This is a genomic window from Caldicellulosiruptor obsidiansis OB47 (assembly GCF_000145215.1).
Lineage (GTDB): Bacteria > Bacillota > Thermoanaerobacteria > Caldicellulosiruptorales > Caldicellulosiruptoraceae > Caldicellulosiruptor > Caldicellulosiruptor obsidiansis.
The window spans coordinates 598,691-623,731 of sequence record NC_014392.1 but is presented as its reverse complement, the minus strand read 5'-3'; the positions used below and the strand labels follow the sequence as shown (position 1 = coordinate 623,731).

Sequence of the window (25,041 nt, the reverse complement as noted above, 5' to 3'; positions counted from 1 at the left end):
TCATCGTCTTTTAAATCTATCAATGTAGCGTCTGATATTATCAAAAAATGTATTTTTTGAATTTTTTGTTTCATCATTTTTTATAACATTCTCAAATCTTTTCAACCATTTTTCAGTTTCTAAATCTTTTACAATAAAATCTTTTGCCCCTTTCAAAAGAGCTTTTCTCACTGTATCTTCTTCCCCTTTAGAACTTATAACAATTATTTTTGCATTTTTGTCATACCTTAATATCTCTTCCATTGCTCTGATTCCGTCTAATTCGGGCATTTCAATATCCATTGTTACCACATTGGGTTTTAGTTTATTGTAAAGGTTTATAGCTTCAAGACCGTCACTTGCTTCTGCTACTACTATCCCTTTGAGTTTTTCTTCAACAAATTTTCTTATAATTCTTCTCCAAACCGGTGAATCATCTACAATCAGAAAGGTTATTCTTCCCATAGTATAACCTCTCTCATTTTTTAAACTTTTACAAACTCTTTATTTTCCTTAAATTCTTGTTCTACAATCTGAACAGCTTCAGTGTGAATATTTTCAAGCACTCCAACAATCTCTTGAATGCCAGCAAAATGCTGTTTTATCTGATTATATAGCTCTTCTTGATACCCTAGCACCGAACTTATGAGGTTACTGAGAGAATCAATCTCATCTGTTATCTCACGTGTACTGTTTTCTAACTCCTTAATCCTGTTTACAAAATTTTCAATCTTTTTATTGTTTGCATTTATATCATCTACAACATTTGCCATTGCTTTGCTGATTTCCTTAAGATTTTGTTTACCACCATCTGCAAGTTTTCTCATCTCAGATGCCAGTAAACTGAATGTTAAAGAATCTTTCATTTTGTTAGCTTCAATCTGGGCATTCAAAGAAATAAATGAAATTTCTTTTACAATATCGTTAATAATTCCTGCAACTCTTTCCATTTTCTCAATATGATTTGAAAGATTTAAAACATCCTTTGATAAATCTCGCATCTGGTTCAAAATAAGATTTATATCTTCAACAGATTTGGAAATCTTATTTTTACCTTTTACCAAATCACTTTCAACTGTAGTTGACCGAATATTCATATCATCTAAATTTTTTATCAAAGCTTCATTTATCTCATCCAATACCATCTTAAATGCTTCTGTAACCTCACCAAGTGACATAAATAAGGTTTTAAATCTTTGATAAATCTCATTTCTATAACTTTCAAAATTGCTTTTTTCTATTTCATCTTTTAAACTCTCATTTTCTGATCGAAGTTTATATATCTCATCTTTTAATGGTTTTTCTATCATTTGTATTCTATTTTTGTACAAATTTATGAATTCCTTAGGTACCTTAGATTCATCCACTCTTGTAGCCATAAAATAAATGATATTCTGTATTTCTTTAGACTTTTTGACAATCAAAAACCCTTCAGCAACTATAACTATTAACATAAGTACGGAAAATGCATATATATACCATGCCATTTAAATCAACTCCACACTATTTTTTGTCCTTTCTATAATCTTCTTTATATCTATCACCTGTACAAATTCTCCATCCCTCTCTACTATTCCTTTCAAAATTTCCGTTGATACAGATGCTATGTTAGCTTCTTTTATCTCATCTGGAAGAACGCTCAAAACCTCTTTTACATTATCAACAAAAAGTCCAAATGTCATAGCTTCATCTCCGATTATTAAAACCTTATGATTGCAACCATCATTCCCTTCCACCCCCAGCAACTTGCCAAAATCAACAATTGTTACAACGTCCCCGCGCAGATTCATAAGTCCCATCACATGTTCAGGGGCAAAAGGAATAGGAGTTACATCAGCTGGTTTTACTATTTCTCGGACAAACTCCACTTCAATCCCATAAACTACATTTCCATACTCAAAAGAGACAATTATTTTATAATAATCTTCATCAGTGGTTTCGTCAATCTCATTTAAATCAAATGTTTTTAATACATTACTATTTTGAGAATAGTCAAAATTTCTTTCCAATTCAAACCTGTTTGGATTTTTATCATTTGATTCTTTGTCCAAAACTACTTGGGAAGATTGACTTGAATTTGTTATTTCTTTTAATCTTTCTATATATGCCGAATAATCAAAAACCTGTCCACTTCCACTGTTTATAATATCTGCTAACCTTCGAATAATATCTATACCTTCTAAAATGGTATTTATAACCTCACTTGTTGGATTTATCTCATAGTTTCTCATCTTATCAAGCAAACTTTCCATCTCATGAGACACATTTATGATATCCTGCAAACCAAGAAAGTTTGCTCCGCCTTTTATAGAATGGATTTCGCGAAATATAAAATTCAATGTTTCATAATTTTTCGGGTCACTTTCAAGTTGCAAAAGAGCATCTTGAGCATTCTCAAGATGCTCGTATGTCTCAACAACAAACTCTTTTTTTATCTCCTCCAACTCTGCTGCACTAAACAGCTGGTCTGTCATTGTAATCCCACCTTTTTAGTTTCTTGTTACAATCCTAAAAATTTTTGGACATGTGATATTAGCTCCTCACTTGTTACAGGTTTTTTTAAATATAAATTTGCTCCTGCTTCTAATGCCTTTTGCTCTTCTGAAGGATTTGTCGTAAGCATAATAACAGGAATTCTCTCTCAATATACCTTTGATTTTCTCAAAATATCTTTCGTTTTCTTCAAATTTCGTAGTTATAAAAATTTATTTAGTGCTTGTTATTTCTATTATTGCTTTATTCTACCACATGAAGATTAGATTCAACCTGCTTTTTGTATTAATTTAGATATTATACCATATTGCGGCGGGTATCCGTCCACAATAACCATGGTGTTTACCCTCTCATGTCTCTCAGGGTCTTTCTTACCTTGCCCTCAATTCCCTCGTCCCATCTACCATGGCGTGGATGTCGGTTATGCTCGTATGCAGGGTCTTCGCCCTTATGGTGATTGTACTCCGACTAACCCGCTCTCATTTTCCAATCGTCCTATAAAAATTCATTTAATTTAATCTAATTCTTCTTCCCTTCTATTCTTAACCTTAACATACTTTCTATGATTTGAATCCCTAATAAAAGGGGCGCTTTGCTACTCGACATGTCTTAACTCTTCTCGCAAAGCTAAGAAACTTTTACCCCCTCAAGATGTGTATTCTGCTAATCTTTCGCTCCTACTTTAAACTAAAATTTCTTAACTTATTTTTTTATTTCTTTTACGCTGTTGTTGCTAAAGCCTCTCTCTTTATATCGCTCAACATCTTGTTCCCATCATATTTTATCCCTTTTTTTAAAATCGCGTAAAATATCCTTATCAACTTACAGCAAAGCGCTATCAGTGATTGCTTCTTCTTCAATGGATTGTTCTGCCGCATAGTGTAATACATATGCAACTTCTTAAATTCTTCATTCTTTGCTACTATTGTAATCATAGCCTTAAATAAACTACTTCGAAGCCTCCCACGCCCTCTTTTGCTTATACACGTCTGTCCCTTATGCTTGCCAGAACTATTCTCAACTATATTCAGTCCCGCTAATTTCTGTATCTGCTTAGCATCTTCATATCTCATTATATCCCCAACCTCAGATATAAAACCAACTGCTGTCTTTACTCCAACACCTTTTATCTCAAGCAGCTTTTCTCCATTCGGAACATCTTTCAAAAGTTTTGCCATTTCATCTTCTATTCCTTCCAGCTGCTTTCTTAAAAGCTCATATTCTTCAAGCAAATATCTCATCTCTTGCCTTGCCAGCTTCCTACCTTCTTTCTTACCTATACTCCTTTTAGCAGCTTCCACTAATTCCATAGCCCTTTTGCGACTTATCGCTCGCTTGTCTACTTTGTCACGCCAACATTCTATAATCCCTTCCACTCCCTTTTCTACTACATCACAAGGCAATGGCATCTCTTTTAAAGTCAGTAGCGCTACCTTGCCTTCCCAATCAGAAAATACTTCTAAAAACTCTGGAAAATAGATATCCAGCCAGTTGATTATTTGATTTTTTAAAACACTCAAGCGCTTTTGTAGCCTTTCATATATGTTCATCGCTACTCTCATCTCAGCATATATACCCGCGGGTATATTTGGTTCTGTGTATCTTCCATCCTTCACAAGCATCGCTATCGTCTTCGGATCCTTTATATCGCTCTTTGTTTGCGTATTATCATCAAGCTCCTTGCTCCTCTTCACGTGAAAAGGATTCACTAAAACCACTTTTATGCCATTCTCTCTTAAGTACTGCTCAAAGCACAGCCAGTAATGCCCTGTAGGTTCTATCCCAACTATCATGTTGTCTTTGCCATTGGCTTTCATTATCTTATTTGCCCAATCCAAAAATTTTTCCATACCTTCTTTTCTATTCTCAAACTCTATTCTCTTGCCAAGCTCCACTCCTCTAAAATCAAATGCTCTTCCAACATGCCTTTCCTTCGCTATGTCTACTCCTACAACTAAAGTTTTTTCTGTTACTTGTAATATCTTTTCATTTTGTGTATACTTCAAAGAGGGTACCTCCTTTGTTGTGTTTTGTCGTAAGTTGTACAACTTACATTCTGTATTTTACCAGGAGGTACCTTATCTTTTCAAATCTCATTTTTCGTCATTTTCACTCATTTTCGTTCATTACAGGAATGCTCGTATATCCTCTGCTACAACGTTTACATCCTTTTGAATTTCTTCTATTATGTTTTGAATCTCAATAGCAGCTTTGTTTGTTATTTCTGCAAGGCTTCTTACTTCATCTGCAACAACAGCAAAACCACGACCATGTTTGCCAGCTCTTGCAGCCTCAATTGCCGCATTGAGTGCAAGCAGATTTGTCTGGTCAGCAACCTCCATAACAGCCTGAGCAGTACTTCTGATTTCGTTTGCCTGTCTTTCAAGCTGCAAAACATTTTCTGCCGACTCAAGTGAGGTCTGTGCTGCAAGTTCTATTCCACGTATCATTTCTTCAATTTCATCTGAAATATCTTGAATAAGAGTCTGAAGGTTTGCAATAGAATTTGAAAGTTCAGCTGCTTTTTCGTCCGACACCTTTGCAACCTTTTCGATCTCCTGAATAGCTTTTAATGATTCATTTGCAGCTTTTGAAGCTTCCTGAGCAGATGCTGCAATCTCCTGCACTGCAACCTGAAGTTCATTGACATTTCGCGTTGCTTGAGCAACAGCAGCCTGAGTCTCAGCTGAGGCAGCAGCAAGCCTTTCGATTATTGTGTTTTTCTTGAGTTCATCTCTTCTCTCTTTTTTCTTTACAGAGTCAAAAATACTTCCTGCTGAAGGCTGTTCTTGGACACCTCCCTGAACTGGACTTGAAATGGTAGCAGATTGACCACCGCTCTTTAACGGATTTCTCGGTGTTTGAATCTTTGAAAGCTCCATTTTACTACCTCCCCTTTATTTTTGATTATATATTACCACAATTTTGTGGTTGTGTAACTTTTTTTTTTTTTTTTTTTTTTTTTTTTTTTTTTTTTTTTTTTTTTTTTTTTTTTGATTATGCTTGGTTTTGTTTAAAAATGTTATTTGCGTTCTAACAATTGTTTTATTCAAAAAAATTATATTAGCTATTGTATCTTGCCGTAAATATCACCTACAAAATTTTTGCTTTATCTAATTTAGCACTTTAAAAACCTCATTATAAATTTTGATGCCTTATTTTCCCATAGACTATTTAATGCCTTTGAGATAAAATATTGAATATCAATGGATTTTTAAATGTATTTTTATTGTTTGTATAGTTGGAGGTTTTTTTATTTTTTTTTCACTATTCTGATACCATATAATACTATTATTGAATATGTCTGCCTTTATCTCTACTCTCTATGTTTTTTCTAACTCTCTTCAAAAATCTTTCAATAATCTTTACAGCCTCAGGTTCCCAATTGGAGAGTTCTTCAATCAGTGATAATATCTCTTCTTTTTCTTGAATACTCTCAAGCATCTCCAATTGTTCCTTTACCATCCTACTCCTTGGCTTTCTTATATCAGTAAGCCCCAGCAGAAAATCAATACTCACATCAAGCTCTTCAGAAAGTCTTACAAGAATGTTAATTCCGGGCATTCTTTTGCCTTTTTCGTAATTTGCCAGGGCTTGAGGAGAAATTTCAAGTCTTTTTGCCAATTCTTTTTGAGATATCCTTTTTTCTTCTCTCAAAATTCCTATCTTAAGTCCAAGTTCCTCCAACCTTTTTCTTTCATCCAATGCAATCATTCATTCTACCATATATTTTTTGTTCTTGAATAATATTGTAATACACATTATGTTTATTTGCCAACAATATGTTTATATTGAAATATATTGTAAACTAATCTTCAATTATTATAACCCTTGCAGGGGCACCGTCACATTCCTCTATCTTAAGGGGCAGGGCTACATATTTATATCTTCCCTCATTCACATCTAAAAGACATAAACCTTCAACAATAACAACATCATTTGAAAGAAGCAATCTGTGCACAGGAAAATTATTTGAATTAAATTCTTCTATTGAAAGATAGTCAATCCCAACAACTTCAACTTTTTTCTCTACCAGATATTCAGCTGCATCGGCGCTCAAGTAAACAAAATTTTTAAAAAACTTTGTATCCCTTTTTAGATACCAAGAATTTTTTGTTTTAAAAAATATCCTCTCATTATACTGAATATCCTTGCTTTCAAGAAACTTCTTTGTTATGCTATCTTCCTTACCCACATCTAATACCCTGACTTTTCCAATTAACCTCTCTAAAGGAATCTTATCAATTGTATTACCATTTTTTATAAAGTGGGCTGGTGCATCAATATGTGTCCCTGTATGAGATGAAAGTATAATTTTACTCACATTTGCCGGATCTTTATTTTCCATGCTGTAAACTCTTGATATTTGTGGTTTGGGGTCGCCAGGAAAATAAACCATATCATTTGAAATTGGAATGCTAACATCAATAATTCTCATTTTCAAGACCTCCCCGAAATTGAAATTTTTCTTAAAATAACAAAAAGGGGCTTTTATCTGCAGCCCCTTTTATTCACAATCAATTTCAATATTATACCTGGTACTTTGCTTTTTCTTGCTTTATAAGATTTATTATAAACTCTACTGCATTGTCAATTTCAAATTCAAAAGATTCTTTTGTTCTTCTGTTTCTAATTTCAATCTTTCCTTCCGATACCTTCTTCCCAACAGTAACTCTAAATGGAATTCCTATTAAATCTGCATCCTTGAACTTAACACCAGCTCTTTCATCTCTGTCATCAATCAAAACCTCAACTCCATTTTTCTGAAGGTTTTCATAAATCTCAAATGCAATCTTGCTCTGATTTTCATCCTTTACATTCACAGGCACGACAATTACCTCATACGGTGCAACTGTTATTGGCCAGATTATACCGTCTTCATCGTGCATCTGTTCAATGATGGCAGCAGCTGTCCTGTTGATACCAATACCATAACATCCCATTATCATGAATTTCTTTTCACCTTTTTCATCTGTATATACGCAGCCAAAAGCCTCTGTATACTTTGTGCCAAGCTTAAATATATGACCAACTTCAATTCCTCTTTCAATTGTCACCTTTTGAGAGCGGCATTTAGGGCAAAGGTCGTCTTGGGTTATATTTCTGAGGTCTGCAAATCTTGTTACTTTAAAATCTGAAAGATTTACATTTTTTATATGATAATCTGTTTTATTTGCGCCCACCACAAAGTTTTTGAGGTATTTTATCTCGTTGTCTGCATACACATCTATCGAAAGGCTAATTGGTCCGGCAAATCCCACCTTTGCACCTGTAATTCTCTCTACATCCTCTGCCGATGCAAGCTCAAGCTCTGTAGCTCCTAAAAGATTTTTTAGCTTTGTCTCATTTACCTCTCTATCTCCCCTCACCAGTACTGCAACAAATTTATCATCTGCCTTGTAAATCATTGTCTTTACAAACTTCGTGCTGTCGATACTCAGGAAATTTACAAGCTCCTCAATTGTTCTTACATTTGGAGTGTAGACTTCCTGTTTTTCTTTTAGATCCTCATTGGTTTCCACTGGTATGTCCAAACATTCTGCCTTTTCAAGGTTAGCAGCATATCCGCACGCTTTGCAATATGCAATCTCTGCCTCGCCAACTGAAGATGGAACCATGAACTCGTGTGAACTTGCCCCGCCCATCGCACCTGTGTCTGCCTCTACAATCTTTACATCAAGCCCGCATCTTTTGAAGATCCTCACATAGGCATCATACATCTTTTGGTATGATATGTCCAAGCCTTTTTCATCAATGTCAAAAGAATAAGCATCTTTCATTGTAAATTCTCGGCAGCGCATAACACCAAACCGCGGCCTTCTTTCATCGCGAAACTTTGTTTGAATTTGATACAAAATTTTTGGAAGGTCCCTGTAAGATGAAATCTCATTCCTGACTATATAAGTAAATGCTTCTTCGTGAGTAGGTCCCAAACAGTACTCCCTTTCATTTCTATCTTTTATTCTAAACATCTCTGGTCCAAATATTGCCCATCTTCCTGACTCTTCCCACAGTTCTTTTGGCATAAGTGCAGACATATGAACCTCTTGAGCACCGCTTCTATCCATCTCTTCTCTGACAATATTCTCTATCTTTCGCAAAACTCTGTAGCCAAGAGGAAGATACACATAGATGCCAGAGGAGAGCTGTCTCATAAAACCAGATCTTAGCATAAGTTTATGTGATTCTATCTCTGCATCAGAAGGTGTTTCTTTCAAGGTTGGCATGAAAAGCTCTGAAACTTTCATCTTCCTTAGTTACTACCCCTTTCCAAGTTTTTAGTTTTTTTAGCTTACAAAAAGCTTTTCAATTATCTTTTTTCTCATCGCCCTCTCTAAATCCCAGTGGCGAAGAGGTTTTGTCTCTGTCACAATTCTGAGTGTATATTCTATCCAGTTAGTGTCAACTATACCCACAATCTGTGGTGGTGTGACAATGTCTTCTTTAAATTCTTCTTCAATTTCTTTGAACACCTCTTGGAGCTTTAAAGATACCTCATCAAAGTTCATCTTTGTATTGAGCTTAACATCTACAATCGCCTTTGAGTTATGCCTCGACCAGTTTGTAATTGCACCTATGGAACCGTTTGGTATAATGTGAATTGAACCGTTATAGTCAAGAATCTTAATTGTTTTTATTCCCATTTCTTTAACAGTACCACTTCTTCCATCTATTGTAACATAATCGCCAACAGATAGCTGGTCTTCAATGATAAGAAAAAGTCCAGCTATCACATCTTTAATTAAACTCTGTGCACCAAAACCTATCGCAAGCCCGCCTATCCCGGCAACAGCTAAGATTGTCTTGATAGAAACATTGAAGTTTTCAAGAATGAGTACAACAATTAAAAAGTATATAGAGTATTTTATAATACTTTTGAAAAGTGCTGCAAGAGTGTCAATTCTCTTTTGATTAATTGGAAATACAGAACTTCTCTGTTTTTTCTTCCATTTTTCCAGCATTCTGTTAGAGAATTTTAATATTAAAAAACCTGCAATCAGTACTATTAATGAATAAATTATTTTTCCGCTGTATTTTAAAATTATTTCAGATATTTTATCAATACTCAAAATACATCACTCCTTCAAAAATCTTTCAAAAAGCCTCCTTTGAAACATATCATCTTTTGCCATAAGCTCAGGATGCCACTGCACACCTACAAAAAAACTTCTATCTTTTTTTGAAATTGCCTCTACAATACCATCTGTTGACACTGCCTCTATTTCAAACCCAGGTGCAAGCTGGTCTATTGCCTGATGGTGAAAAGAGTTTACCAAAATCTTTTGGGAACCAAAGATGCAAGTGAACAACCCTCCAACAACTTCAACAGTATGATATCCATACATACCATTAAGATTCTGGTAATGAGAGATGGAGGATTTTCTCTCTATGTCCTGTATCAAAGTCCCACCAAACGCAACATTCATAACCTGCACGCCTCTGCAGATTGCTAAAACTCTTCTGTCCATCTCATATGAAATTTTCATTGCCTCAAGCTCTATTTTATCTCTTAAAAGATTGATTCTTCTTATTCCCCACTGAGGTTCTTTGCCGTAAAATTTGGGGTGAACATCCTCACCACCGCAAAAAAGAACACACTCACACACCTGTATGTACTCTTTTAAAAGCTCGGTTGACAAGATACTTATAGGAAAAATTATGGGTTTTGCGTTTAGCATCACAAGTACCTCTATGTACTCATTCATAACATAAAGTTTTCCACTCTCTGTATCAAACCCGCCAAATATAAGCACATTCATTAGACTTACCTTATTCACTTTTTGTTCTTCAGTTTCCATTCTATGATTCTCTTTGCTACTTCTTTAATAGGCATCTGACGATCCATGCTGAGCTTTTGAAGCTTTTTCATTGCGCTTTCCTCATCAAGCTTTAGCTCCTTCATCAAAATTCCCTTCGCCCTTTCAACAAGCTTTCTTGTCTCTAAATCATCCTGAAGCTTTCTTATTTGCTCTTCTAACTTTCTTAATCTCATCCAATTTTTTATAATAGTCTCAACAAAAGATATGAACGCCCATTTATTGAATGGACTGTATAAAAAAATATTGAACTCATCGTCTTCTAAGATTACGCTTTCTATATTAGACCTTTGTGCCTGGTTTGCCAAGATGACAACAGGACATATTCTATCATTTTTCAAAATATCTATCATCTCCACCATACTGCCAACACTAAACCCATACTCCATAATAACAATATCTGGTTTTAAAACTCTTATCTTTCTCAGGCAATCTGCAAAGTCTGTAGCAGTATCGGCAATGGTATAGCCATTTTCAATAAAGGTATTTTTTACAATAGAAAATAGTCTTTGGTTTTTTATAGCCAATATGACCTTGAACATTTCTGTTCCTTGCTCCTATCAAAGCTTATTTAATAATTTTAACATACACCTTTTTATTTTTCTATAAAAACATCACTAAACCTTTTTGTGCTAAATTAAGCAGTTTTTCTACTATAGTAGTATCAAACTGGCTGCCGGCACATCTTTTCATCTCGCTTAGCGCTGTCTCCTTATCAAAAGCTTTTCTGTAGGGTCTATCAGAGGTCATTGCATCATATGCATCGGCAACAGCTACAATCTTGGCAAGAAGGTCTATCTCTTTATCTTTCAGTCCAAATGGATAACCCCTGCCATCCACCCTTTCATGGTGCTGAAGCACAACCTTTTTGATTCTCTCGGTAAAATCTAAATCTTTTAAAATATTATAACCTATTAAAGGATGTTTTTGTATTTCTACATACTCATGAGCTTCTAAAGAACCTCTCTTGTTGAGTATGTCCTCTTTTACACCAATCTTCCCTATGTCATGAAGCAAACATGCAACCTTTAAAACATCCTTTTCTTCTTGTGAAAGTGAAAGCTCATCGGCAATCTTTAAAGCAATATTTTGCACTCTCTCGCAGTGTCCTTTTGTATACACATCCTTATACTCAATTGCTTTAGACAAACACAAGATTGTTTCGTAAAAAAACTTCTCAATTTCTTTGTTTTTCTTTTCAAGTTCTGCTTTTGATTTATTTAATTCTTCCACAGTTTCTCTTAGCTTTTCGTTCATGTAAGTGCTTTTTTCGTATAAATCTTCAATTTCTGATTTTTGCTTTTTGAGATTTGAATAATAAATAGCATTTTTTATAGCTATAGTTATAAAATTACACAGGCTGATATAATATTCAATATCTTCGCTCAAAGTGCTTTTGCATTTTATTCCATAAAAACAAATACCTTCACATTTTTCTTCTGAAACAACTGGAATCGCTATCTTTACTATGTTTTTATTTTCTATTTTATAAGCAATATTTGTATCCTCTTTCGCCCTGTTCAAAAGCAGATGTTCATGCGCATCTTTTTGCCCAAACTGCCCCAAGATTCTGAAGGTCCTATCATCACCATCATGATAAACGCTCATGCGAAAAAATTGCAAACTCCCAAGGCTATATTCACCTACAGTTGCAACTATATTTTCTACAGTTGAAAGACTAATAATTCTGGTCGAGAGTTCAAAAAAATTTTTAAGCCACTCATTTTTTTCTCTTAAATCTCTTTCTGTTTCGATTAATCTCTTTACAATATTTGTCATCTCTTTGTTCAGTTGAATACTATCAAAATAACTTTTTTCAATATTGTCCTTTTCCTCTTTTAGTTTCTTAATTATAAACTTTTGTTTTTTCTCAAATACTTCATATTTCTTTAACATACCACTATATCTAATAATATAAAAAACTGTAAAAAATACAATTGCAAGAAACAAGGTTACAATTTGAAAATATTCAATGATGGGTTTTCTAATATGAAAAAAAAGTTCAGCAACCTGAACTGCAAGTGGAAAACCTATTAAAAAGAAAAGAAAAAACTCAAAAACTCCCAACCACAAACTCCTTCGAAGTTTCAACCTTCAGTCCCCCTGTCAAGAAAGTCATACACCTTATTATTTCGACAAAGGGCGCAAAAATCCTTCAAACAAAATGACAAAAAAGAGAGCCAAACTTGGCTCTCTCATATATTGAATAAATCCTTAACCCTTGGATATATGCTGTTGTAAAGTTTATATGTTTTTCTATATATTTCAAATAGTTTTTCATTTGGTCTGCAGCTATCTACCTTTTGAATCATAGTATCGCAGGCTTCTTCAACCTTCTGATATTCTCCTGCACCAACTGCTGCCAAGATAGCTGCACCAAACGCAGGTCCTTCTTTAGAATTTAACGTCCACACATCCATCTCAAATATGTCTGCCTGCATCTGTCTCCAGAGCTTGCTCTTTGCACCACCGCCTGAAACTCTCACCTCTTTAACCTCGATGCCCATCTCATACAAAATATCAAGACAGTTTTTAAGTGAAAATACAACACCTTCCATGACAGCTCTAATGAACTCTCTTCGTGTATGCTTTGCCGTTATCCCAAAGAATATTCCTTTTGCGTACGGGTCTAAAATGGGCGTTCTTTCCCCCATCAAATATGGCAGGAAAATAAGTCCGTCTGCGCCTGGGTTTGCAAGTTCTGCCTCCTGATCCATCAAAATGTATGGGTCTTTGTCAATAAACTCAAACGCAGCTTTTTCGATGTGTGCAAAGTTGTCCCTAAACCACTTGAGAGAAAGTCCGGCCCCTTGTGTTACACCCATCACATGCCATTTTCCTGGCACTGCATGACAAAATGTATGAACCCTTCCTTGCGGGTCAATCTTAAACTCGTCAAGATGAGCAAACACAACGCCAGACGAACCGATGGTAGATGAAATTACTCCTGTCTTTACTATGCCATTTCCAACAGCACCTGCTGCCTGGTCTCCTCCACCTGCAACAACCAGCGTACCTTCACAAAGACCTGTAATTTCGCTTGCTTGCCTGCTCACTTTTCCCGTAACCTGTGGCGACTCATAGACTTTTCCAAGAAGCTCTTTGTCTATCTCAAGCTTTTCAAGTACCTCATCAGACCAGCACCTGTTTTTAATATCTAAAAGCTGCATACCAGATGCGTCAGATACATCTGTTGCAAATTCGCCTGTAAGTTTAAACCTTATATAGTCTTTTGGAAGTAAAATCTTATAGACCTTCTCATAATTTTGGGGCTCGTTGTTTCTTACCCACAGAATCTTTGACGCTGTAAAACCTGTCAGTGCAGGGTTTGCTGTAATTTCAATAAGTCTTTCCTTGCCAACCTTTTCTGTTATTTCATCACATTCTTTTGCCGTTCTCTGGTCACACCAGATGATTGATGGTCTTATAACGTTGTAGTTTTTGTCAAGCATTACAAGCCCGTGCATCTGCCCGGTAAGTCCCACAGCTTTGACTTCCTCAGGGTTTACCTTGGATTTTTCAAGCACAGCTTTAATCCCTTTAACACTTGCATCCCACCAGTCTTCTGGATTTTGCTCAGCCCAGCCAATCTGAGGCTGATAAAGAGGATATTCAAATGTAGCTGTTGCTAAGATGTTACCTTTTGAGTCAGTTAAGATGGTCTTTGTCCCAGATGTTCCAACGTCAATTCCAATAAAATACATATAAAACACCTTCCTTTCTTGAATTTTAAAATATATATTAAGCAGATTGTCTTACTATAAGCTGTGTGTCAAGAATATATTCACTTTCAAATTTTTTGGTTGGATCATCTATTTTTCCAAAAAGAATATCACAAGCTGTCTTTGCCATAAGGTCAATTGGTTGACGAACTGTTGTAAGTCTTGGCATCTTGCTGAGCTGAAGTCCTACTAAATCCACATCATCAAATCCAACCACCTTTACATCATCAGGAACAGATATCCCCATCTCATCCAATGCATACATACTTGCATATGCCATAAGGTCGTTGGCTGCAAATATACCATCTATTTTTTTGTTTTTTAAAAGCTTTTTTATACTTTCATATGCCTTTTGAAACATGAAATCTCCTTCGATGAGAAGTTCTTCATCAAAGTCTACACCAAAATCTCTCAATGCTGCCTTGTATCCCTCATATCTTGCAATACTTTCAAAAGACTCAAGTGGACCTGATATATGTACGATTTTCCTGCAACCTTTTTCAATAAGGTACTTTGTTGCAATGTAGCCACCTTGCAGATTGTTTACATTTACTCTTGGAACATTTGGAAACTCAGTGTTGTTCTCAGCAAGAACAACTGGAACATTATTAGCATATAATAGTTTTAATGCTTGTTTATTAATAGTTTTATATCCAAAAACTATAACTCCATCCACTCTTCCCACAAGGAACTTAAAGTAGTCAATATTATCTATTAGTTGACAAAATATAGCTCCGTATCCACGCTGAGTTATATACTGGTTAAGCAAGGCAACTACTTCACTGTAAAACCAGCTGCTCAGTTGCTGGATTATTATTCCTATTGTATCCGTCTTTCTTCTTGCTAAATTCTTTGCTGTTACATTCGGAGTATAATTTAAAGCTTTAATGGCTTCCAAAACAGCCTTTTTCTTTTTTTCAGATACATTCGCTGTTCCATTTATAACTCTTGATACAGTTGCCTTTGAAACACCAGCTCTTTTTGCAACATCTTCAATTGACGGCAAAATACACTACCCCCTTTCATTTTGCTTCACAATTTTATAAAATATAGAAGTTGTAAGCGATTTCGATTATTCTTTGTTATATACTTTATCACATTGTTGTTTGGTTTTTCAACAAAAATTTTAGTAAACTACTACTTACCTTTGGATATTGAAACTTCACTTGATATTCTTATCGTATATTCAGTCGATTTTTCCACTTCACAAATTTTTTGAAAATAACTTTTAAATTCTTAACAATTTTTATGTTTATTTATCACAACTTATATAATTTTTCTGAGTTTTGAAAAAGATAATTTAACAAAAGCAAAAGTTAATATCAGTGTAAAAAGATAGAGCAGAATAGTGTTTAAAATAGTTAACGGTGAATCGAATTGTAAAAAACTTGCTATACAATATTCCCATGGAGATAATGGACCTATCATTTTAGTATTAAACTTAAGCATATTTATTTTGTGTTGAATAAAAGTTATCAAAAATCCCACACTGTAAATGTAAATATCAATTGATATCCAAAACGGAAGAGCAAAAATGTAAAACAATATAAGGACTAAAACAAAACTATTGTTTCTAATCTCATAAATTAGTATTGGTGTGTATATAACAAAAGAATCAATGGAAGATGAATTTAATAAACTATCCCATGCAGCTGAAGTGTAAATTATGAATATCAAAATACAGACGAAGTGATAAATAATCATTTTTAATAAAAAATTCAGATTCTCATCAACCCACTTTTTAATTTTACTAACATTTTGAGTATTGCCTTTCTTTTGCAAAAACAAGATAAGAAATTTATACGCACCTGCAAAAAATAAAAAAGTTCCAATTGGAAAAAAAGCAAGAAGAAAAACTATAAAGTATCTTGGTTCTCCATTACCAAAGAAAAGTATTATTCCCAAAAGAATAAAAAACAAAATCATTAAAAATATTTTTATTTTCATATTCTCACTCCTCGATTTTATTGCTGCAATATCAGAAAAAGCAGAGTTTTATTCTGTCCATATGAAATACCCTGAGGAATTAAGGAAGCTCTTTCTACAAACACCGCTTTATGTGTAAATAGCATGATATTGAAAAGGCAAGAAGTAAATTCAGGTGGATACTTTCAGTCTGTTGAAGTTTTAGAAATTAATATTTACTTACAGGAAGAGAACTTATGCCGTACAAAATGGAAAAATGGAGTCCCCAGCATTAGAAAATGCATTAACAATATAACCTAACTTTATAACTAACGTTATAAATTGGAAGTGCAAAATTCTTAACAAGCCTTGATTGACCATATTTTGTCTATATTGATTAAAGGAGATTTGCAGGTAAAATAGAAGAAAAAGACTCTTTGTCAAAAGTAGTGTGAAATTCTAAATATCAACATCTTTTTGACAAAGAGCCAGATTAGTAGGAATTATTTAATTATTTCTTTTTTCATTATTGTCACTAAAGGAAGCTTGAATTTTAACACAACTTTTAACATACCTTAAATAGAAACTTTTTATACAACAAAACAGAAGTTGAAATAATATTAAGGCTCATAACCTGGCAGGTAATTAAAGTTTTCTGAAGTTATTTTCCATATTCCGTTTTCTTTTGTTAAATTAAAATAATACCTCATTACACCTTTGGGATTATATGTCACCAATTTTTTTGGAAGTTTTTGCGTTTCTTCATACAGCCTTTTCTGATATTCTATTGTCATTTCTTCAGGCTTTACATTTTCATTTATATTATCAATTGGAATCAACGCAATCATTTTGTTTTCGCAATATACATCTGCTATGACTGTTGCTGTATCACCTTCAATCCTTGTTTCTAAAAATTTTATATTATTTATTTTCCATTCAACAGTCCTTATATCAGAAGGTGAATAAGCATCTCCTAAAACAGCTGTTTGAAAAACCTTTATTTTATTTGCTAAAATTCCTGACTTTGCACTGTAATATTTCTCACATTCTTGGGTAACTTCATTCATCTTTCTGTCTATAAGCTGCGAAGGAATTTTAATATCTGGGGATTTTGTATACTCTGATGGATACACAATTTTACTATAAATATTTAGTGCACTCTTCACTACTCTTTTTATTTCCTCCTCATTATTTAATTGCTGAATACTTTTTGCATTATAACTAATTATAGTTGCAACTATTGTAATAAGTGCTAATAAACCTAATACAAATAATTTTCTTTTTTTCACAAAATTTTTCCTCCCTATCCTATTGTGGTCTAACAGCAAATATAATTGTAGACCAAGGATTAAGATTATATGGCTTTAAGTGCCATATAGCCCATTTTCTATCTGTTGTGTGTTGATCTTGTAAAACACCGTTTATCCCAGAATTAGGGTCTCTGGCATAAACCACTACAATAGCAGAATGATCATATGTTCCGTCAGAATTCCAATCATAGAATAATATATCTCCTGGTTTCAATAAATAGTTAAAGTCTAACTGAGAATTATAATCCCACCTGGTCAACCAAACTGTGCAAAATTGCACGAGTTTGGCGGCTGGAGTATTTATAGCCCGCCCTTCAAGCTTTCCCAGCCCCAGCAGGCGGTATTTGGGAAAGCCATAGCCCCTGTCCCAAGAAACAGGAACTTGCGCCTTTATAGGTCTTCCCCACTTGCCCCGAAACCAAAAGCGATTTCAGGACAGAGAGGTCTCTTAAAACCCTCTCAGGAGAGAGTGGAGTCACCACCGCTACCTTGAGAACTTGCCAGAGATTGTGGTTTTTGCCACGACTACCTGTACTTGTTCCATCCAGTGGTACAGATAGTCTCTCTGCCTCACTCTCAAGGCTTTGTAAAAACTTTATCACTCTACCTATCTCTCTGAGTTGCTTTTTCCTAACGTATGTGTTCTTAACTACCTTCCTTACGTACTCCTTCAGTTCCTCCAGTTCGTTTACATCAAGTCTACCGAGAAACATCATATAGTTGTGCGGTATTCTGTCTCTCAAGCCAAGCCCTCTTCGAGCTATCACGTACGAGCTAGCAACATCCTTGCTCACCATAAACTGCGGTGCATACTTCAGCATCCCTATTACCGAAGTATATGCAGGGTTTACTTCTATAACCTCTATCCCTTCTCGCTTTGCTAAAAGTTTTACCTTCTCCAGAAGTGATCTGTACCCAAAGTAATGCCTTATTCGTCTTGATCTTCTACCTGAAAAATCTTCTCTTCTTCCCCTGTCTTTTATGCTAAGGCTCTCAATCACTATGGCTTTTTGCTTCTCTTTCGCCATCTGTACTATCATGTGTGCATACTGCCACCTGTAATACTCCTTTTTCTCAAAACTCCCGCTCTCAAGTTCTGGCATTGGTATTCTGCCATATCCCAGAAGCTGTCCATGCTCATCTGTTTCTACCCATGCCACGTGCCTCGGATATGCGTTCGTGTCTATCCCTATAACTCCATTCGCTCTCGTTATCGCAGGCTGAGGAAAAACTTCTTCAATAGCAAAGTAGGCATATACTACACCACTTTTAAGTTTCAGCTGGACAGAATATGGCTGTCCACAAATACTTATCGCCTCAAGAAGTTGATTCCTATCAATATACCTCCCATCTTTTATCTTCCATCCGGGCTGTATTCTCGCATATACGTACTCCCTTTCTCCTACGTTGATTCTAAGTCTTGTACAATCTTCATCTATCTCAATCCTTGTGTTGAGATTCCCCTTCTTGCTCCTGTCTCCTCTTGAGTACAGATTCCCTTTCCTCTTCTCCTGCCACTTAAGTTGAAGTTTCTTGTACGCTTTACCGTTTATGTGCCTCTTCTGGAGTTTTTCAAAAAGCTGCCTGCCACCAAAAACAACCTTCTTGGGATTTTCTCCTCTTTCTTTGCATGAGGTCAAAATGCTTTTTGCTTTCATTATCGCATCATCAACGTATCGAGAATTAAGATTGAAAATCCCCTGCAGCTGCTTTTTGAGTTCATTCCTTTTATGCCCTTCCAGAAGCCTCTTATATGCATACCTCATACAAGAGGACCATCTTCTCATAAGGTCTAATACTCTTTGCTTATCTTCACTGCCCTCAAAGATTAGCTTGGCCTGAACTGTTACCATGTCTTTTATTAGCACCTCTTTGCCAATAAATCCTTGCTGCAAAAGATGTATACTGCCGCTATTAAGTCCTCTGCCAGTTCTTCTTTTATATCTTCTTCGTTTTCTCTGCCATTTAACACTACAAGTTCTACCCCAAAACTCTCCATGAAAAACTTAAGATATTCAAATCCAAACCTTGCAAGTCTGTCAGGATATTCTATTACAACTTTTGCAACTTCTCCTCTTTTGATTTTGTTCAAAAGTTTTAATAGCCCTCTCCTGTTTTCATTTTACTTTGCTGGCTATTTCAGATATAACCTCAATACTGCCAGCCTTGAGACTCTGCGTATTCCTCAAGTCTTCTGATTTGGTTTTTAAGGTACTCTTCTTGCTTTTTAGTGGAGAGTTTTGCATACAAAACAACGGTTGGTTTGGTTTTTCTTCTATCATGCCAAGTAGTTTTTCTATGTCTTCTTTTTTATACCTTCTCCTTCCCTTAGGGAGCCTGAGAGGTATTATTAACCCTTCCTTTTCCCAGTTTAGGAAATAGCCTTCGACTAATGCCATATATCTCTTTAACTTTTTGTACACTTAGTAACATTTAATATCACCTGGTCAAAATTATACCTTTTTGCATTGTTTTTTTTCAACTGTTGTGACCTCCCTATATATGTAGCATTATTTGCACTAAGTAACCAATATCTTAGACTATCTGCAACACTCCAAGCCTGCCCCCAATTCCACCACCAAAGCATTTTTTCACAATACCAACCGCGTTGTTTATCAAATGGGATAAGTGCACCTTTTCTCAATATATCTCATAATTAATATTTTAAGAGTATTATATCACATTTTGCTAAAAAACACCACAAAAATTTGCTAAAATTTTAAAAATTTTTTGACTTTCTATCTCAGTAAAATCAAATTGTTTAAAATTTGATAATAATTTTTTGCTGCAAAACTCGGGCATTATTACTATTAAGCCTTGCTGTAGTCTACAAACTTTGTATAAGGTAAATTTTGGCACGTGGTGAAGACATATTTACCACCTAATTTATTACAGAACAGAGAATAAAAAGTCCCCACTTTCTTTAATAAGTCTTCAAGAAGTAAAGTAGGAAATTGAAATACATGGGAGGAGACCAGAATTTTTGAATCTCTAAACTTTTCGAAAGGTGTCCTCCCATTCATTCCTTTACCATTGTGAGGTCTATAAAAATTCCACGTATCCTGCCATTTTTGAGCTCTTGTCATAAATTCGTCTTTTGTTATGCATCTTTCAGCATGAATCATCAAAAAATATTCATCATCTGCTCTATGTGAATTTTCAATTATACCCATCAAGTGTTTTGCTTTTGGTGGAATAGGATTTAGCTCTACTCCCAAAAATGACAACATCTCATTCCACTCCTTTAGCTTTTTTTCGCTCCCACCACAAAACTCTGCTCCATTATCTAATCTTATCCTTATTGGGTTTCTTACATTATGTGTCCTAAGCCATAAAACTACTAATGTTATGAACATAAAACCAAAAGTAGATGAAAGCTCATATGAATAAGCTGTAAATCTTGTCCTTGTAGCAACATCTATCATGTTCCACTCATAACACGGTAGATTGTATTTTATCATGTGCTCATATACTTCTTTTGGGAGGCTTTCTTTGTCTAAAAGATGTTTCGTATCAAGCTGAAATTCAGAAAATGGGATGAGAGACTCATAATCGTAAAGACTTCTTTCTCCCTTTTTCGTCTTTCTTGTCTTTCTCGGCACACTATTTCTTTTGAGAATAGATTTTATCGTGTTTTCACTTATTTTAACGCCATATTTTCTGAATAAATAAAGAGAAAGACGTCTGTATCTGAATCCTGTTTTTTTAGCCTCTTGGATAATGAGATTTTCAAGCTCAGAAGAAAGTTTTTTAGGGCAAGTTTTAGGCTTTCTAGACTTATCCTCAACAGGACCATATACTGCTCTTCTTACAGTGTGTCTTGATACACCTAATATTTTAGCAGTTTTTGATATGTTTTTGTTATTTGCCTCAAATACTTTTCGAATTAATTCTCTGGCCTTTTCAGGAGATATTTTTCTGAGTTCATGATATGGTATAATATTCATAGTAGGCTGCCCTCCCATCCTGGTAGTTTTTTGATGTTTCTTTTGAATGGAATATTACACTTTTTTATTATATCAAACAGGAGGGAGGCAGCCACAATTCTTTTTATGGGCTTTTCATTATTGTTTTCGTACATTCTTTCGCTGTGGTAAATATCTTTACACCTATTCGAGTATAAGGTAAATTTTGCTATTGAAATTTTGAAAACTTATGAATATAATGAAATATAAAATCGAATATAAGCCAATGGTAAAAGTCCATCCTTCGGGGCGGGGTGAAATTCCCCACTGGCGGTAAAAGCCCGCGAGCAAAAGCCAACGAGGCTTTTGCAGAACCGGTGAAATTCCGGTGCCAACGGTTACAGTCCGGATGGGAGAAGGAGTGGATGTGTAAGGAAGATTTTCTTATACATCATATAAAAGCCCAAAAAGCCTCGAAGGTGGAAAAACACTTTCGAGGCTTTAATTTTTTGTGTATCAATTTTCGTTGGAGGGGAGGATATTATTGAAGTGCCTATCTCACAGCTATTACATGAATATGGCACTCGAGCTTGCAAAGAAAGCTTCTCCTTTAGTGCTGCCTAACCCAAGAGTGGGATGCGTGATTGTAAAAAACGGAACAATAATTGGAAAAGGATATCATCAAAAGTATGGTGAAAAGCATGCAGAAGTTTTGGCAATCGAAGATGCAATAAAAAATGGCAACTCGCTCAAAAATGCAACAATGTATGTCTCTTTAGAACCCTGCTGTCATTTTGGCAAACAGCCGCCTTGTACAGAAGCAATCATTAAAAGTGGGATTAAAAAGGTTATAATTGCCACAAGAGACCCAAACCCCCTTGTCAATGGCAAGGGCATACAAATTTTAAAACAGCACGGGATTGAAGTTGTGGAAGGTGTGCTTCAAAAAGAAGCAGAAAGTGTCAACAAAGAGTTTTTTAAATACATGAAAAAGGGTATTCCCTACATTGCCATAAAAGTTGCTCAGAGCATTGATGGCAAAATTGCAACACCTTCAAATAAGAGATTTTTGTTTAACACAGATGACGAAAACGTCTTTGTACACAGCCTTCGTCAAAAATATATGGCAACCCTTGTGTCTGTAAATACTGTAATTTCAGATAACCCAATTTTAAATGTGAGGTATGGTGAAATAATCAGACAACCTATAAGAGTTGTAATTGATACAAACCTTCGAATTCCTTTAGAGTGCAATATTGTAAAAACCTCTGATGAGTATTCTACCTACATTGTGTGCAGTGAAAATGTAAATGATACCCAGAAAATAAAACTTCTTTCTCAAAAAGGAATAAAAATAATCTTTGCAAAGCAATCAGAAGATGGTCATCTTGAACTTTCAGATGTATTTTCAAAACTTGCACAGCAAAAGATAATATCAGTTCTTGTTGAGGGAGGAAGTATGCTGAACTTTTCTCTTTTGAAAAAAAGAATTGCTGATTACTGGTATTCATTGATATTCAATGTTTTTATAGGGGGTCAGAACACAAAAGGTGTAGTTGGTGCGGAAGGCTTTGAAGAGTTTTTCCCAAAGCTTGTAAATCCAAAAGTCACAATTTTTAAAAACTCTACTATCATTGAAGGAGATATAAGTTATGTTTAGCGGTATTGTTGAAGAGGTTGGTAGGGTTATTACAATGAAAAAAATTGAGGATATTGCAAAGCTGAGTATAGAAGTGAAAAAGATAGAAGCAAAAATTGGTGACAGCATAGCAGTTGATGGTGTGTGCCTGACAGTTACAAATATTGCAAATAGCAAATTTGACTTTGACCTTTCCCCCGAAACAATTGAAAGGACAACACTCAAATTTTTAAAAGAGGGAATGCCTGTAAACTTACAACCCGCTTTGAAGATGGGAGATAGAATTGGTGGTCACATAGTTCTTGGTCACGTTGACTGTATTGGCACAGTCTGTATGCAAAAAATTCATGGGAAAAGTAGAATAATCGGAATAAAGCCTTTTGAAAACTTTAAAGGGTTGATTGTAAAAAAAGGTTCTGTAGCAATTGATGGTATTTCTCTTACAGTTGTCGATAGCTTTGACACATACTTTACAATCTCTTTGATTCCACACACCTTAGAGAATACTACCTTGAAGTACAAAAAGGTTGGTGATTATGTAAACATTGAATTTGACTACATTGCAAAGATTGTGAAAGAAAATTTGAGGTGATAGACATGTATGATTTGAAAGATGTAATACAGAAGTTTAAAAATGGAGAGTTTGTAATAGTATTTGACAGCCAAAACCGGGAAGATGAGGCAGACTTAATCTTGGGTGCTCAATTTTCAACAGCTGATAAAATAAGTTTTGTTTTAAATCACGCTAAGGGAATGTTCTGCGTTGCCATAGACAAAGAAATTCAAAGGCGCTTGAATTTATACGTTCCTTATAATACTCAAAACACCTGCACTTTTACAGTTACAGTTGATCACAAAAATACAAAAACAGGAATATCAGCTGAAGAAAGAAGCATTACCTGCAAAGAACTTGCAAACCCAAATGCTGCAGCTTCTGATTTTAAAATACCAGGGCATGTGAGTCCTGTTGTTGCTCATGAAAAAGGTATTTTAGCAAGAAAAGGTCACACAGAAGCAGCTGTGGACCTTTGCAGACTATCAAGCCTTTTTCCGGCTGCAGTCATGGTTGAAATCTTAGACGAGAAAGGAGACAGTCACAACAAAGAGTATGTAAAAAGCTTAGCAAAGAGATTTTCAATACCTGTTACCACAATTGAGGAGATTGAAAAATATATTCTACTAAATCATCCCACAGTGCAAAAAGAAGCTGAGGCAGAACTTCCCACACAGTATGGAAAGTTTAAGATTTTTGCTTTCAAAAACTATTTTTCTCAAAAAGAACATGCTGTGCTGATAAATAAAACTTTTAACCCAAGCCAGACGGTAAATGTAAGAATACACTCATCGTGCAAGACAGGAGACATTTTTCACAGTTTGAGGTGTGATTGTCACCAACAGCTTGAATTTTTCTTGCAGTTTATGTCAGAGAACAAAAACTGTATGCTCATTTACCTTGACCAGGAAGGAAGAGGAATTGGATTTGCAAACAAGATAAAAGCATATGCATATCAAGAGCAAGGTTTTGATACCTATGAGGCAAACAATATTCTGGGCTTTGACGATGATTTAAGAGATTATTTCGATGCATTGCATATTTTAAGGTTCTTTGGTATAAGTAAAATTAATCTTGCAACATCCAATCCTGAAAAGATTTCTTTTTTGCAAGATTGTGGAATTGAGATTTTAAAGAGAATACCTACTCCAATTGTGGTAAATCCGTATAACAGGAAATATATACATTCGAAAATATTAAAGAAAAAGCATGAAATCTTAATAAAAGGAGAGGATAGCTTTGAGAACTTTTGAAGGAAGCTTTTGTGGAAAAGATTTAAAATTTGCAATTGTCATTTCAAGATTTAATTCATTCATTACAGATGAGCTTCTAAAAGGTTGTTTGGATGGTCTTAAACGGCATGATGTGGACAGTGAAAATATCGATATATATTATGTACCAGGTGCTTTTGAAATACCTCTTGTGTGCAAAAAACTTGCAAAGTCAAAAAAATACAATGCAATAATTGCACTTGGTGCAGTGATTCGTGGCAGCACACCACACTTTGAGTATGTAAGCGCAGAAGTCTCAAAAGGGATTGCTAATGTCTCCTTGGAACAAGAAGTTCCAGTTATATTTGGTGTTCTGACATGCGACACAGTTGACCAGGCAATCGAAAGAGCGGGGACAAAAGCAGGAAACAAAGGGTTTGACGCAGCCCTTTCTGCCTTGGAGATGGCAAATTTGATGAAAAATATCTCTTTATAAAAATGAGGTTT

Annotated in this window: 23 protein-coding genes, 2 pseudogenes and 1 riboswitch; of the genes and pseudogenes, 5 read left to right on the top strand and 20 right to left on the bottom strand. The window is 35.0% G+C overall.

All coding sequences use genetic code 11. The features are described from left to right. The 15 genes from COB47_RS02635 to COB47_RS02560 form a co-directional block, all read right to left on the bottom strand. Window positions 1–444 (bottom strand): response regulator, encoded by a 444-nt coding sequence (locus COB47_RS02635; protein WP_013289857.1) that lies wholly within the window; start codon window positions 442–444, stop codon window positions 1–3. A 20-nt stretch (window positions 445–464) separates the two neighbouring features. Next, window positions 465–1,466, bottom strand: coding sequence for a methyl-accepting chemotaxis protein (locus COB47_RS02630; RefSeq protein WP_013289856.1), 1,002 nt, complete (start codon window positions 1,464–1,466; stop codon window positions 465–467). Continuing rightward, on the bottom strand, window positions 1,467–2,453 hold the full coding sequence (locus COB47_RS02625; protein WP_013289855.1) for a chemotaxis protein CheW: 987 nt from the start codon (window positions 2,451–2,453) through the stop codon (window positions 1,467–1,469). A 738-nt stretch (window positions 2,454–3,191) separates the two neighbouring features. Beyond that, window positions 3,192–4,478: an IS110 family RNA-guided transposase gene (locus COB47_RS02615; protein ID WP_013289854.1), complete on the bottom strand. Its 1,287-nt coding sequence runs from the start codon at window positions 4,476–4,478 to the stop codon at window positions 3,192–3,194. A gap of 120 nt (window positions 4,479–4,598) precedes the next feature. Further along, a complete protein-coding gene (locus COB47_RS02610; protein ID WP_013289853.1) occupies window positions 4,599–5,354 on the bottom strand; it encodes a methyl-accepting chemotaxis protein in 756 nt (251 codons plus the stop codon). Window positions 5,355–5,763: 409 nt separating this feature from the next. Continuing rightward, on the bottom strand, window positions 5,764–6,186 hold the full coding sequence (locus tag COB47_RS02605) for a helix-turn-helix domain-containing protein (RefSeq protein WP_013289852.1): 423 nt from the start codon (window positions 6,184–6,186) through the stop codon (window positions 5,764–5,766). A gap of 94 nt (window positions 6,187–6,280) precedes the next feature. Beyond that, window positions 6,281–6,910, bottom strand: a complete 630-nt coding sequence (locus tag COB47_RS02600; RefSeq protein ID WP_013289851.1) for a cyclase family protein — start codon at window positions 6,908–6,910, stop codon at window positions 6,281–6,283. Between the two features lie 91 nt (window positions 6,911–7,001). Continuing rightward, window positions 7,002–8,720, bottom strand: a complete 1,719-nt coding sequence (locus tag COB47_RS02595; RefSeq protein ID WP_013289850.1) for a proline--tRNA ligase — start codon at window positions 8,718–8,720, stop codon at window positions 7,002–7,004. A 39-nt stretch (window positions 8,721–8,759) separates the two neighbouring features. Then, a complete protein-coding gene (locus COB47_RS02590) occupies window positions 8,760–9,542 on the bottom strand; it encodes a mechanosensitive ion channel family protein (RefSeq protein WP_013289849.1) in 783 nt (260 codons plus the stop codon). 6 nt (window positions 9,543–9,548) lie between these two features. Continuing rightward, window positions 9,549–10,271, bottom strand: a complete 723-nt coding sequence (locus COB47_RS02585; RefSeq protein WP_013289848.1) for a gamma-glutamyl-gamma-aminobutyrate hydrolase family protein — start codon at window positions 10,269–10,271, stop codon at window positions 9,549–9,551. After that, the gene (locus tag COB47_RS02580; RefSeq protein WP_013289847.1) at window positions 10,247–10,831 is read right to left on the bottom strand and encodes an ANTAR domain-containing response regulator; all 585 of its coding nucleotides are present in this window, start codon (window positions 10,829–10,831) and stop codon (window positions 10,247–10,249) included. The genes COB47_RS02585 and COB47_RS02580 overlap by 25 nt, the downstream gene beginning before the upstream one ends. Window positions 10,832–10,892: 61 nt before the next feature. Further along, entirely contained in the window at window positions 10,893–12,380 is a 1,488-nt protein-coding gene (locus COB47_RS02575) for an HD-GYP domain-containing protein (protein ID WP_013289846.1), read from the bottom strand. 104 nt (window positions 12,381–12,484) lie between these two features. Then, window positions 12,485–13,993, bottom strand: coding sequence for a xylulokinase (xylB, locus tag COB47_RS02570; RefSeq protein ID WP_013289845.1), 1,509 nt, complete (start codon window positions 13,991–13,993; stop codon window positions 12,485–12,487). Window positions 13,994–14,030: 37 nt separating this feature from the next. Beyond that, on the bottom strand, window positions 14,031–15,017 hold the full coding sequence (locus COB47_RS02565; protein WP_013289844.1) for a LacI family DNA-binding transcriptional regulator: 987 nt from the start codon (window positions 15,015–15,017) through the stop codon (window positions 14,031–14,033). A gap of 260 nt (window positions 15,018–15,277) precedes the next feature. After that, on the bottom strand, window positions 15,278–15,958 hold the full coding sequence (locus tag COB47_RS02560) for a hypothetical protein (RefSeq protein ID WP_013289843.1): 681 nt from the start codon (window positions 15,956–15,958) through the stop codon (window positions 15,278–15,280). A 16-nt stretch (window positions 15,959–15,974) separates the two neighbouring features. Here COB47_RS02560 and COB47_RS12505 point away from each other — a divergent pair. Beyond that, window positions 15,975–16,237, top strand: a pseudogene (locus COB47_RS12505) (IS256 family transposase); the annotation flags it as partial. A gap of 299 nt (window positions 16,238–16,536) precedes the next feature. Here the strand turns inward: COB47_RS12505 and COB47_RS02555 are convergent. From COB47_RS02555 to COB47_RS02530, 5 genes and pseudogenes are all read right to left on the bottom strand, one after another. Then, window positions 16,537–17,205, bottom strand: a complete 669-nt coding sequence (locus COB47_RS02555) for a hypothetical protein (RefSeq protein WP_013289842.1) — start codon at window positions 17,203–17,205, stop codon at window positions 16,537–16,539. A gap of 19 nt (window positions 17,206–17,224) precedes the next feature. Beyond that, window positions 17,225–17,506: an amidase domain-containing protein gene (locus tag COB47_RS02550; RefSeq protein ID WP_237698983.1), complete on the bottom strand. Its 282-nt coding sequence runs from the start codon at window positions 17,504–17,506 to the stop codon at window positions 17,225–17,227. 34 nt (window positions 17,507–17,540) lie between these two features. Beyond that, window positions 17,541–19,079, bottom strand: a complete 1,539-nt coding sequence (locus tag COB47_RS02545; RefSeq protein ID WP_013289841.1) for an IS200/IS605 family accessory protein TnpB-related protein — start codon at window positions 19,077–19,079, stop codon at window positions 17,541–17,543. Continuing rightward, a pseudogene (locus tag COB47_RS02540) lies at window positions 19,048–19,659 on the bottom strand (IS607 family transposase). Before COB47_RS02540 ends, COB47_RS02545 begins: the two are co-directional and overlap by 32 nt. A 377-nt stretch (window positions 19,660–20,036) precedes the next feature. Then, complete coding sequence (locus COB47_RS02530; RefSeq protein WP_013289840.1) at window positions 20,037–21,173, bottom strand: helix-turn-helix domain-containing protein; 1,137 nt, start codon at window positions 21,171–21,173, stop codon at window positions 20,037–20,039. A 254-nt stretch (window positions 21,174–21,427) separates the two neighbouring features. After that, window positions 21,428–21,556, top strand: a riboswitch (FMN riboswitch). 119 nt (window positions 21,557–21,675) lie between these two features. On the opposite strand from COB47_RS02530, the gene ribD reads away from it, so the two are divergent. From ribD to ribH, 4 genes are read left to right on the top strand one after another with little or no spacing between them, the layout of a single operon-like run. Next, on the top strand, window positions 21,676–22,791 hold the full coding sequence (ribD, locus tag COB47_RS02520) for a bifunctional diaminohydroxyphosphoribosylaminopyrimidine deaminase/5-amino-6-(5-phosphoribosylamino)uracil reductase RibD (protein WP_013289839.1): 1,116 nt from the start codon (window positions 21,676–21,678) through the stop codon (window positions 22,789–22,791). Beyond that, complete coding sequence (locus COB47_RS02515) at window positions 22,784–23,362, top strand: riboflavin synthase (RefSeq protein WP_013289838.1); 579 nt, start codon at window positions 22,784–22,786, stop codon at window positions 23,360–23,362. Before ribD ends, COB47_RS02515 begins: the two co-directional genes overlap by 8 nt. Window positions 23,363–23,367: 5 nt before the next feature. After that, on the top strand, window positions 23,368–24,576 hold the full coding sequence (ribB, locus tag COB47_RS02510) for a 3,4-dihydroxy-2-butanone-4-phosphate synthase (RefSeq protein WP_013289837.1): 1,209 nt from the start codon (window positions 23,368–23,370) through the stop codon (window positions 24,574–24,576). Continuing rightward, window positions 24,563–25,030 carry a 6,7-dimethyl-8-ribityllumazine synthase gene (ribH, locus tag COB47_RS02505; RefSeq protein WP_013289836.1) on the top strand — a complete coding sequence of 156 codons (468 nt, stop codon included), beginning with the start codon at window positions 24,563–24,565 and terminating at the stop codon, window positions 25,028–25,030. Before ribB ends, ribH begins: the two co-directional genes overlap by 14 nt. Window positions 25,031–25,041: the final 11 nt, after the last annotated feature.

Bases quoted from the DNA above. Each gene is read 5' to 3' on its own strand.
- COB47_RS02515 (WP_013289838.1), top strand. From the start codon at position 22,784: ATGTTTAGCGGTATTGTTGAAGAGGTTGGTAGGGTTATTACAATGAAA.
- COB47_RS02600 (WP_013289851.1), bottom strand. From the start codon at position 6,910: ATGAGAATTATTGATGTTAGCATTCCAATTTCAAATGATATGGTTTAT.
- xylB (WP_013289845.1), bottom strand. From the start codon at position 13,993: ATGTATTTTATTGGAATTGACGTTGGAACATCTGGGACAAAGACCATC.
- COB47_RS02630 (WP_013289856.1), bottom strand. From the start codon at position 1,466: ATGGCATGGTATATATATGCATTTTCCGTACTTATGTTAATAGTTATA.
- COB47_RS02580 (WP_013289847.1), bottom strand. From the start codon at position 10,831: ATGTTCAAGGTCATATTGGCTATAAAAAACCAAAGACTATTTTCTATT.
- COB47_RS02585 (WP_013289848.1), bottom strand. From the start codon at position 10,271: ATGGAAACTGAAGAACAAAAAGTGAATAAGGTAAGTCTAATGAATGTG.
- COB47_RS02530 (WP_013289840.1), bottom strand. From the start codon at position 21,173: ATGAATATTATACCATATCATGAACTCAGAAAAATATCTCCTGAAAAG.
- ribB (WP_013289837.1), top strand. From the start codon at position 23,368: ATGTATGATTTGAAAGATGTAATACAGAAGTTTAAAAATGGAGAGTTT.
- COB47_RS02625 (WP_013289855.1), bottom strand. From the start codon at position 2,453: ATGACAGACCAGCTGTTTAGTGCAGCAGAGTTGGAGGAGATAAAAAAA.
- COB47_RS02635 (WP_013289857.1), bottom strand. From the start codon at position 444: ATGGGAAGAATAACCTTTCTGATTGTAGATGATTCACCGGTTTGGAGA.
- COB47_RS02605 (WP_013289852.1), bottom strand. From the start codon at position 6,186: ATGATTGCATTGGATGAAAGAAAAAGGTTGGAGGAACTTGGACTTAAG.
- COB47_RS02545 (WP_013289841.1), bottom strand. From the start codon at position 19,079: ATGGTAACAGTTCAGGCCAAGCTAATCTTTGAGGGCAGTGAAGATAAG.
- COB47_RS02610 (WP_013289853.1), bottom strand. From the start codon at position 5,354: ATGGAGCTTTCAAAGATTCAAACACCGAGAAATCCGTTAAAGAGCGGT.
- COB47_RS02560 (WP_013289843.1), bottom strand. From the start codon at position 15,958: ATGAAAATAAAAATATTTTTAATGATTTTGTTTTTTATTCTTTTGGGA.
- COB47_RS02595 (WP_013289850.1), bottom strand. From the start codon at position 8,720: ATGAAAGTTTCAGAGCTTTTCATGCCAACCTTGAAAGAAACACCTTCT.